The 9,702-nt window shown below is 70.0% G+C and carries 7 protein-coding genes; 6 read left to right on the forward strand and 1 reads right to left on the reverse strand.

Annotation, left to right across the window (positions count from 1 at the left end):
* Nucleotides 1–2,508, forward strand: a 2,508-nt coding sequence (locus VGX25_RS09990) for an ATP-binding protein (RefSeq protein WP_326917360.1), incomplete at its 5' end; no start/stop codon positions are given.
* Nucleotides 2,509–2,609: 101 nt separating this feature from the next.
* Nucleotides 2,610–3,797: a helix-turn-helix domain-containing protein gene (locus VGX25_RS09995; RefSeq protein ID WP_326917361.1), complete on the forward strand. Its 1,188-nt coding sequence runs from the start codon at nt 2,610–2,612 to the stop codon at nt 3,795–3,797.
* A gap of 90 nt (nt 3,798–3,887) precedes the next feature.
* Here VGX25_RS09995 and VGX25_RS10000 read toward each other — a convergent pair whose 3' ends face one another.
* Nucleotides 3,888–4,256 (reverse strand): hypothetical protein, encoded by a 369-nt coding sequence (locus tag VGX25_RS10000; RefSeq protein ID WP_326917362.1) that lies wholly within the window; start codon nt 4,254–4,256, stop codon nt 3,888–3,890.
* 275 nt (nt 4,257–4,531) lie between these two features.
* Between VGX25_RS10000 and VGX25_RS10005 the strand changes: the two genes are divergently transcribed.
* The 4 genes from VGX25_RS10005 (at nt 4,532) to VGX25_RS10020 (ending at nt 9,676) form a co-directional block, all read left to right on the forward strand.
* Nucleotides 4,532–5,938: a S8 family peptidase gene (locus VGX25_RS10005; protein WP_326917363.1), complete on the forward strand. Its 1,407-nt coding sequence runs from the start codon at nt 4,532–4,534 to the stop codon at nt 5,936–5,938.
* 38 nt (nt 5,939–5,976) lie between these two features.
* Complete coding sequence (locus VGX25_RS10010; protein ID WP_326917364.1) at nt 5,977–7,407, forward strand: S8 family peptidase; 1,431 nt, start codon at nt 5,977–5,979, stop codon at nt 7,405–7,407.
* A gap of 97 nt (nt 7,408–7,504) precedes the next feature.
* On the forward strand, nt 7,505–8,047 hold the full coding sequence (locus VGX25_RS10015; RefSeq protein ID WP_326917365.1) for a hypothetical protein: 543 nt from the start codon (nt 7,505–7,507) through the stop codon (nt 8,045–8,047).
* Nucleotides 8,048–8,107: 60 nt separating this feature from the next.
* The gene (locus tag VGX25_RS10020; protein ID WP_326917366.1) at nt 8,108–9,676 is read left to right on the forward strand and encodes an SGNH/GDSL hydrolase family protein; all 1,569 of its coding nucleotides are present in this window, start codon (nt 8,108–8,110) and stop codon (nt 9,674–9,676) included.
* Nucleotides 9,677–9,702: the final 26 nt, after the last annotated feature.

Raw genomic sequence — 9,702 nt, forward strand, 5'->3', positions numbered from 1 at the left:
GTCGCATCCGGCGCCCGGGCGTTGGCGAGCGGGTCCGCGGCCCGCGCCCATGCCGATCTACTGGCCGGGCTGGCGCTGTGGCGCGGGCCTGCGCTCGCCGAGTTCGCCGACGAGCCGTTCGCCCGGGCCGAGGCCGCCCGCCTGGCCGAGCTGCGCATGCGGGCGGTCGAGCACCGGATCGCGGCCGACCTCGCCCTCGGCCACCAGGACGATCTCGTGGTGGAGCTGGAAAAGCTGGTGGCCGAGCACCCGCTGCGGGAGCGGTTCTGGGGCCAGCTCATGCTGGCGCTGTACCGGTCCGGCCGGCAGGGGGAGGCTCTGCTTGCCTACCAAACAGTCCGCGAGCTCATGGCCGACCAGCTGGGGGCGGACCCCGGGCCGGAGCTGCGGCGGCTGCACACCGCGATGCTCCGGAAGGAACCGCGCCTGGAGTCCGATGTGGACTCCGCGCCGGCGCGCACCGGCCGGCCGCGTGGCAACCTGCCCGCGCCGCTGACCAGCTTCGTGGGCCGCAGGCGGGAGCTGGTCGCGGTGCACTCGCTGGTGCGGACCCGCCGTCTCGTCACGCTGACCGGCGTCGGCGGGGTCGGCAAGAGCCGCCTCGCGCTCGAGGTGGCCGCGGCGAGCCGGGCGGACTTTCCGGGTGGAGTGTGGCTGGTGGAGCTGGCGGCGCTGGCCCAGCCGGGATTGGTGCCGTCGGCGATCGCGGGCACGCTCGGGATTCGTGAACGTCCACATCAGACATTCGAGGAGCTGGTCGCCGGCCGGGTCGGCGCCGTGGCGACGCTGCTGGTGCTGGACAACTGCGAGCACCTGGTGGACGAGGTCGCCGCGGTGGCCGACCGGCTGCTGCGGCGCTGCTCCCAGCTGACGATTCTGACCACCAGCCGGGAGCGGCTGGGCATCATCGGGGAGACGGTCCGGCCGGTACCTGGGTTGGGCGTGCCGGCGGCCGGCGTCACCGCGCCGCGGGCGATCGGGCGGGCCGACGCGGTCCGGTTGCTGGTGGAGCGGGCGGCCGCGGTCCACCCCGGATTCGCGTTGACCGAGACCACGGCCGGCTTGATCGCACAGATCTGCCGGAGACTGGACGGGCTGCCGCTGGCGCTGGAGCTGGCCGCCGCCGGCGTACCGGTCCGGGGTGTGGAACGGATCGCGGCGCAGCTGGACGATCCGCTGGGCCTGCTGACCCGGGGGAACCGGTCGGCATTGCCGCGGCACCAGACGCTGCGGGCGGCGGTGGACTGGAGCTACGGGTTGCTGGACGCCCGCCAGCGGCGGATGTTCGACCAGCTGGCGGTCTTCGCCGGCGGGTTCACGGTCGAGGCGGCCGAGGCGGTCCACGCCGAGCCCGGGGCGGCCGAGGTGCTGGCGCAACTGGTCGAGAAGTCACTGGTGGCCGTGGACCCGGACGGTCGGTACCGGATGCTGGAGTCGTTGCGGGCGTACGGATGCGAGCGACTGGCGGCGTCGGGCGCCGAGGCGGCCGTGCGGGACCGGCACGCCGCCCACGTGCTGGCGATGGTCACGTCGGCCCGCCGGGGGCTGCGCGGCGCCGAGCACTCGGCGTGGCTGCGCCGGCTCGCCGCCGAGATGGGCAACATCCGGGCCGCGCTGGAGTGGACGACCGGCCGCGGGGACGCGGCGACCGCGGTGCGGCTGGCCGGCTCGCTCCACATCTTCTGGGAGCGGTACGGCCACTACCGGGAAGGCAGCCGGTGGCTCGCCCGGGCCCTCGCCCTGCCGGCGCCGGTCGCCCCGACGGTGCGGGCGCGAGCGCTTGAGAGCGCGGCGGGTCTGGCGGTGCTGCAGGGCGACCTGGCGACCGCGACCGCGGCCACCACCGAGGTCGCGGCGTTGAGCCGGGCGGCCGGGGACCCGGCCGGGCTCGCCCGGGCACTGACCACGGGCGGTCTGGTCGACATCTACGCCGACGACCTCGACCGCGCGGTCGAGGTGCTGCGCGAGGCGTTGGAGGTCTCCCGGCGGGCCGACACCCGGTGGCCGGAGGCTTTCGCGCTGCAATGCCTGGCCTGTGCCGCTCTGGGCCGGGGTGAGTACGCCTGGGCAACGCAGTTGCTGCGGGAGTGCGGTGCGGTGATGGAGTCCCTCGGCGACCGGGACGGTCTGTTCGGGACCTGGATGCTGCAGGCGATCGTCGCCTGGCGCGACGGTGACGCCGAGGCGGCCGTCGCGGAGCTGCGCCGGGCGGTGGACGGCTATCGCGGCCTCGGCCACCGGTGGGGGCTGTCGTTCGGCCTGCTCCTCGCCGGTGAGCTGGCCGCGGCCCGCGGTCAACCGCGGCGCGCGGTGTCGCTGCTGGCGGCCGCGGAGGCGTTGCGCGAGTCCATCGGCGCCGCGCCGATGCCGTTCGCCAAGCGGTGGATCGACGCGGCGGTCGCGAAAACACGGGCCGTGCTCGGCCCCGCCGCCGTCGACCGCGCCTGGCGGGCGGGTCACGCGATGCCCCCCGAGCGTGCCCTGGCCGAGGCGCTGCCGAGCCTGTGACCTGCGCCGGAAGCGAACGGATAAGAGCCCCGGAAGGTGGCTCCCGTAGCGTGCCCGGCGCCGTACCTGACGTGCTGCTCATCGATTTCGGGGAGGGACCGATGAGTGATCTGTTGAGCTTGCTGCGCAGACGCGTGGATGCGAACGCTCGGGAGGAGGTGAGTGCCTACATACGCGAGTTTCCCGAGTACCGCAGGAAGGCCGCCCGGGCGCACGCGCGTGCCGAGATGCTGGACTACGCCGTGTGGTCCCGGCGCCGCACGATCGAGCTGGTTCGGGAGAACCGGCCGCTCCTGGCCGAGGATCTGGCGTACATCGCTGCCATCGGGGAGAAACGGGCCAGGCAGGGAATGTCCACCCGGACCGCGCGGCAGGTCCTCGCGCTGCACGCCAACCTGATGCTGCGGGAGATCCACGAGGTGGCGTGCCACGACCACCTGACCGACCTGCTGCGCCTGACCGCGTGGTTCGGCCCGCAGGGCGCCCGCGGCACGGCGGCCTTCCTCCAGGGCTATGTGGCGGAACAGGAGCAGCGCCTCACACCACCGCGGCGCCTGCGCATGGCCACCCAGCTCCTGCTCGCCAACGACCCGGCCGCGTCCCGCCTTGCCGAAGGCCTCGGCCTTCGGGTTCAGGACCGCTATCGGGTGGCCGTCATCCGGGTCGCCGGCACACTGTCCGAATCGGACGACGAGGTGCTGGACGATCTCGTCGAGTCGATCTTCCAGCAGTACCGCCTGCCGGTCACCTGGCAGCAGCCCAACGAGCTCGTCGTGCTGATCCCGTGGGATGGCAAGGGATCCCTGTGGGATCCGGGGTCGATCGACGACCGGACGCTGTCGGTCGTCCGCGACATCGGGTCGGCGCTGGGGCGGCCGTGCCAGGTGGGTGCGGCGACCGGGCAGGTGCCGGCACTGACCGAGGCGTTGGAGCTGGCGCGGCGGGTGGCCACGGTCGCACCCGTCGAGAAGGTGCCGCGCGCGGTGTACGGCGTCGCCGACGTTTTCGTCGAGCTGAGCGTCGCGCAGGTGCCCGAGGTCGACCAATCGCTGCGTGCCGTGGCGCACCGGCTGGCGAACGGCCCCGACCTCGTCACCACGCTCGACGCCTACTACCGCAACGACATGAACCGGCTCGGCACCGCGGCCGCGCTGCACATCCACCCGCGGACGCTCGACTACCGCCTCCAGCGGGTGCGTGACCTGGCCGAGGTGGACCCCGCGTCGGTGCGCGGGGTGCGGATCCTGAGCGCCACCGTCACCCGCGCCCTGTCTGGCGCCTGGAGCTGACGCGCAGACAGGGGAAGACCGGCCGGCCCGGTTGTCGCCACCCGGACCAGCCAGCCCGCCGCTCATGTGCTACTCGATCAGGTCGGCACGTCAGAACACGTGCTGGATCCCGGCCCTGGCGACGGTAGCCGGAGGACCGCAGGTGATAGTTGCCGTGAAGCTGTCGGGCGCGAAGATGACTTCACTTTGGAACCTGGTCCCGTTCGAACATTCGGCGATGACCCGGATGGCGCCGGTGTTGACGGTGCAGTGCATGAAAAGCTGGTAGAACGGAACCGTACCCGAACGGCTGCAACTGCCGGTCGCATCGGTTTCAGATCCACCGGATCCCTTCGTTATCGACATGTACTGCTGCGAGCCGACGTCAGCGCTGGCGGCAGCGGAAGTGAAGGCGATCGAGAGCGTGAGCAAGGCAAGGGTAAGCAGAGCCTTGACCATGCCAGGTTTCTTGGCGCGCAAGGTTGTCATCGTTGGCCTTCATTCGACTTTGCTGACGGCTGCCAGCGCGGCCATCCTTTCGAGGAATCGGCGAAGCGGTCTTCGTGAGCGTGCGAGAAACGCCCGGGTCCGCCGTTGATCGAATTGTCACACTGCCATGAAGGGACCCTGTGACCTGCACCGGAAGCGAACGGATAAGGCCACGAAGAAGGTCGCCCGCGTAGCGTCGCCGCGACGCGTGCGAGGGAGGAACCACCATGGGAGCCAGACTGTGTCGTGGGATCGTCACCACGGCAATGACAATCGCGGTCGTCCTGACCGGGATCGCCCACCCGGCGCCGGCGACGGCGTCACCGAAGATACTGCTCGCCGAGGCGGGCCAAGGGATCGAGAACAGCTACATCGTCGTTCTCAAGCAGGACAAGGTGTCCACGTCGACGATCGGGTCCGTGGCGCAGCGACTGGCCACGCGTGAGCATGGCCGGGTCGGGCACGTCTATGACCATGGGCTGCGCGGTTTCGAGGTCAGCCTGGACGAGGCGGCCGCCCGCCGGCTGGCCGCGGACCCGGCGGTGGCGTACGTGGAGCAGAACAGTGTCATGCGCCTGCAGGACACGCAGCTCAACCCGCCGTCCCATTTGGACCGGATCGACCAGCTGCGGTACCCGGGAGACCGCTCGTACACCTACCCGACGACGGCCTCGAACGTGCGGGTGTACGTGCTGGACAGCGGCATCCAGGCCAGCCACTTCGAGTTCGAGTTCCGGGTCACCGACGGCGCCTCGTTCGGCACCACCGCGCCGGCGAACACCGACTGCGTGGGGCACGGCACGCACGTCGCCGGCCTCATCGGCAGCGCGACCTACGGCGCGGCCAAGGGCGTGACGCTCACCCCGGTGCGGGTGTTCGACTGCGCCGACACCACCTCGTCCGCCTACGTGCTCGCCGGGCTCAACTGGATCTACGCCAACCACCGTCCGGGTGAGCTCGCGGTCCTCAACATGAGCATCTCCGGCCCGCCCGACTCCTTTGTAGACCAGTACGTGAACGCCCTGATGTCCAACGGCGTCGTCGTCACCGCCGCGGCCGGGAACCAGCGGGTCGACGCCTGCACGGTGTCGCCCGCCCGCGTTCCCGGAGTGATCACGGTGGGTGGCATGGCCAGCAACGACGAGCGGGACCATTTCACCAACATCGGCTCGTGTGTGGACATCTACGCCCCGTCCACGAGCGTTCTCTCGACGTGGCACACGAACGACTTCGCCACCCAGATACTCACCGGCACGTCGATGTCCGCCGGGATCGCGGCCGGGGTCGCGGCGATGCTCCGGTCGCTGCACCCGTCGCTGAGCCCAGCGCAGATCCACGACCTGGTGCGGCAGACCGCCGCCCGAGACGTCGGCTGGTTCCCGAACCAGCCCCGGTTCTCCGCGCTGCAGATCCAGAAGCTAGTCCCCGCCCCACCCCTGCCGGTGATCGACGGCCGGACCGGCCAGACGATCGCCCACCAACTGACCGCCGCCGGCGGCACCGGGCCGTACCGCTGGTTCGCCTACCTGATGCCCAGCGGCGTGCGGATCGACCAGAACACGGGCTATCTCAGCGGGCCGTTCTGGTCGGCCGGCACCTTCACCGCCACCGTCTATGTGAGCGACGCGACGGGCAAGTCCGGCACCCTCACCGAGATCTGGAGGGTCCGATGAGTGCCGGACTTCTGCGTGTGGTCACCACAGTCTTGTCGGTGGCGGCCTTCCTGACCGGGTTCGTCCATCTGGGACACGCGGTGCCGGCCGCCGGCACGCTGCTGCTCGCCCCCGCGGGGCAAGGGATCGAGAACAGCTACATCGTGGTCCTCAAGCAGGACAAGGTGATCCGCTCGGCGACCGACACCACGGCGCACCGGCTGGCCACCCGCGAGCACGGCCGGGTCGGGCATGTCTACCGGCACGGGGTGCAGGGGTTCGAGGTCAGCCTGGATGAGGCGGCGGCTCGTCGGCTGGCCGCGGACCCGGCGGTGGCGTACGTCGAGCAGAACCGTGTCGTGCGCCTGCAGGACAGCCAGTTCGACCCGCCGAATTTCGGTCTGGACCGGATCGACCAGGTCGGCAACCCTGGGGACGATTGGTACACGTACCCGACGACCGCGCCGGACGTGCGCGTGTATGTGATCGACAGCGGTATCCAGGTCAGCCATTTCGACTTCGAGTTCCGGGTCACCGACGGCGCCTCCTTCGGTACCACCGCTCCCGCGACCACCGACTGCACGGGGCACGGCACGCATGTCGCCGGCATCATCGGCAGCGCGACCTACGGGGTGGCCAAAGGGGTGACGCTGACCCCGGTGCGGGTGTTCGACTGCGACGAGTTCACCTCGACCGGGAACGTGATCGCCGGGCTGGACTGGGTCTACGCCCGCCAGCCCTGGCATGAGCGCGCGGTCGTCAACATGAGCCTCGACGGCCCGGTCAACTTCGTGCTCGAGACGTTCGTGACCGGTTTGGTGAACAACGGAGTCGTCGTCACCGTCGCGGCCGGAAACGACCGGATCGACGCCTGCTCGGTGTCCCCGGCTCGCGTTCCCGGCGCCATCACCGTGGCGGGCCTGGACACCTTCAACCCCATCGACACCCAGTTCACCAATTTCGGCCCCTGCGTGGACTTCTACGCACCGGCCACGAGCATCCGGTCGACCTGGAACACGACCGACTTCGCGGACCAGTTCCTCAACGGCACCTCGATGTCCGCCGCGTTCGCCGCGGGTGTTGCCGCCATATACCGCTCGCTGCATCCGTCGATGAACGCCGCACAGATACACGACATGATGCGGCAGGCCACCTCCAGCGTTCCTCCCCCCACCTCGTACACGCGTGGTTTCCAGGCGCTCTACCTCCAGCAGATCGTGATCGGTCCCCAACTGCCGAAGGTAGACAGCATGCAGAGCTTCGGGATCGGCCTGCAGCTGACCGCCGCCGGGGGCGTGGGGCCTTACCGGTGGTCGGCCACCGGGCTGCCGGGGGGCACGACCATCAACCCGACCACGGGCTATCTCGGCGGGTATTTCGGCGGGGCCGGCGACTACACCGTCACCATCACCGCGACCGATGCGACGGGCCGCTCCGGGTGGATCAAGGAAAAATGGCACATCCGGAGAGATCCCTGCCCGACCTGCTGATCGCTTCGTCTAGTTCGGGGCAGTTTCCACGTCATCGTTACACGAAGGGTTTGAATTGATGTCCCACCAACCTGTATACCGTCGCGCTCGGCGCGGCGTGGCGCTCATCGTGTTCGCCGGACTCGCCCTGGTCGGTCTGGGGGCCGGCCCGGCGGGCGCGGCGACCGACCGCTCGGACGTGATGGTCAGCACCCGCACGGATGCCAGCCTGCTGCCGCAGAAGTCCTCGGCCCCGGCAGATCCTGCCCGGGTGGCCGGGGACGCGGCGGTCGCCGCGCATGCGCCGGGCGCCGGGATCATCTGTGAGACGGGTTCGCCGCTGGGTATCCACACCACCGCCAACGGCGGCATCGAGGTCGAGTTCAGGCTCGCCTGCCGGTGGTCGGACGACGGCTCGCTGGCGACCGAGGTCCTGCTCAACACCATGTACTGCGGCATCATCCTGAACGGCTCCCGGGTCGTCAAATCGACCGTCCAGCCCAACCCCGGGCCGACCGGATCCTGCTATATCGCGCTCCAACCCCACGAGGTCGGCGCGGGCGTCTACCGGGGAGTCGTCGCGGTCACCGAGTACCTGCAGGGCGGCGGCATCGCCCGCGGCGGTCCCTATTACACCGTCAGCACCGTCACCATCGTCTGAAAGGAATAGGCGATGCTGAATTCACGCCGATGGCGACCGCCCCGCCGGCGGGGGACATGGTTGTTCGCCCTCGCCGCCATCCTCGGCCTGCTGCTGTCCGGCGCGCCGCCGGCGGTGGGCTCGGTGCCCGACGGTGACCTGACGAGTCCGGAGGAGTTGGCCCACGGACCCTGGAATCCTCAGCCGAAGATCCCGGAGTTCACCCTGCCGGGGACCGGGGAGAAGATCCGGCCGTTCAGCACGATGGAACCCACCGCACCGAAGGCCCTGCCCGGCTTCGAGAATGTGGCAGGCGCCCCGCTCAAGCCGGCGGGCCGGCCGATCAGGCGGGCCGAACAGGTCCGGCCCCAGGGCGACGTGCCGCCGCCGGAGGAACCCTGGATCTGCCACGTGTTCCTGACCAAGATCCCGACTCTGCGGCAGCAGACCACGCCCCCCACGAGCCCACCGCCGAACGTGACGCAGTTCGCCCAGATCTACTTCTCGGCCGAGCTGATCTGCAACTTCTACTTCGATTTCGCCATCGGCACCGTCGCCCTGGTAGACCGAAGCGTGGGATTCGACGGCCGAACCTTGGCCACCGGCAACACTCCCATCCAGTCGTTCGGCAACTACCACGGCTTCACCGAGGGCGCGCTGGAGATCCCCGGTGAGCTCTACGACGGCGGCCGCCAGCTGGAGGTCGTCTTCGACGTCATCATCGGCAGCCCCGGAATCTGGGGCGGCTGCGCCCCGGCATCCGGACAGCGCCTGCTGCGCTGCGACGGCGTCGGCACGAGCACCTTGCACGCGGTGCTGGGAACCGACGTTTTCCCCAGCGGTCTCAACCGCGCGGTGATCCGGTACGTCGCGCTGGGCGACTCGTTCGCCGCGGGCGCCGGCGCGCCGCCCTACGACCGCAACGGCAGCACGAACTGCAAGCGCAGTTCGGCCAGCTACCCCTACCGGATGGAGGGGTTGGTCGCCCCCGGCGTCACCGGTCTTCCCGCCATCGACGAGCCGGTGTTCCGGGCGTGTGACGGCGCCAAGATCGATGACATGAACTTCACGCAGTTCGACAACAATCCCGAGCCAGGGGGCCAGCTCGCCTTCCTGAACCGGCAGTCCACCCGGCTGGTGACGGTGTCGATCGGGGGCAACGATCTCGGCTTCGCCGACAAGCTCCTGGACTGCTTCTCCAACAACTGTGATCGCGGGGAGCCACTGATCAGGCAGGTGGATCTGGACATCAACCAGAGCCGGCTCAGGTCGGTATACCTGAACATCCGGGCCAAGATGCGCCCGGACGGGTATCTGGTCGTGGTGAACTATCCGTCCTTCCTGCCCCGGCCCCGCGAGGGTGAGCCCTTCGGCTGTGGCGACCTGTTCGGTTTCAGCGAGGGCGAGCTGAACCGGATCGACGAAGCCGTCCAAGCCGCTCGCACCATGGTCGCCAACGCGGTGGCCGCCGCCGGAAACTCCCGGATCCGCCTCGTGGACATGTACGACGCGTTCGCCGGCCACAAGCCCTGCAGCCCGGATCCGTGGGCCAACGGAGAAGACTTCCCCATCGGGCAGTCCTTCCACCCCAACGCCCGCGGATACGACGTCTACACAACCCGGATCCGGCAAGCTCTCGGCCTGATCTGACGAAGCCCCGGTCCACGTGGCGTAAC

The organism is Actinophytocola sp., assembly GCF_035942955.1.
Taxonomy (GTDB): domain Bacteria; phylum Actinomycetota; class Actinomycetes; order Mycobacteriales; family Pseudonocardiaceae; genus DASYTH01.

Bases quoted from the DNA above. Each gene is read 5' to 3' on its own strand.
- VGX25_RS09995 (WP_326917361.1), top strand. From the start codon at position 2,610: ATGAGTGATCTGTTGAGCTTGCTGCGCAGACGCGTGGATGCGAACGCT.
- VGX25_RS10005 (WP_326917363.1), top strand. From the start codon at position 4,532: ATGACAATCGCGGTCGTCCTGACCGGGATCGCCCACCCGGCGCCGGCG.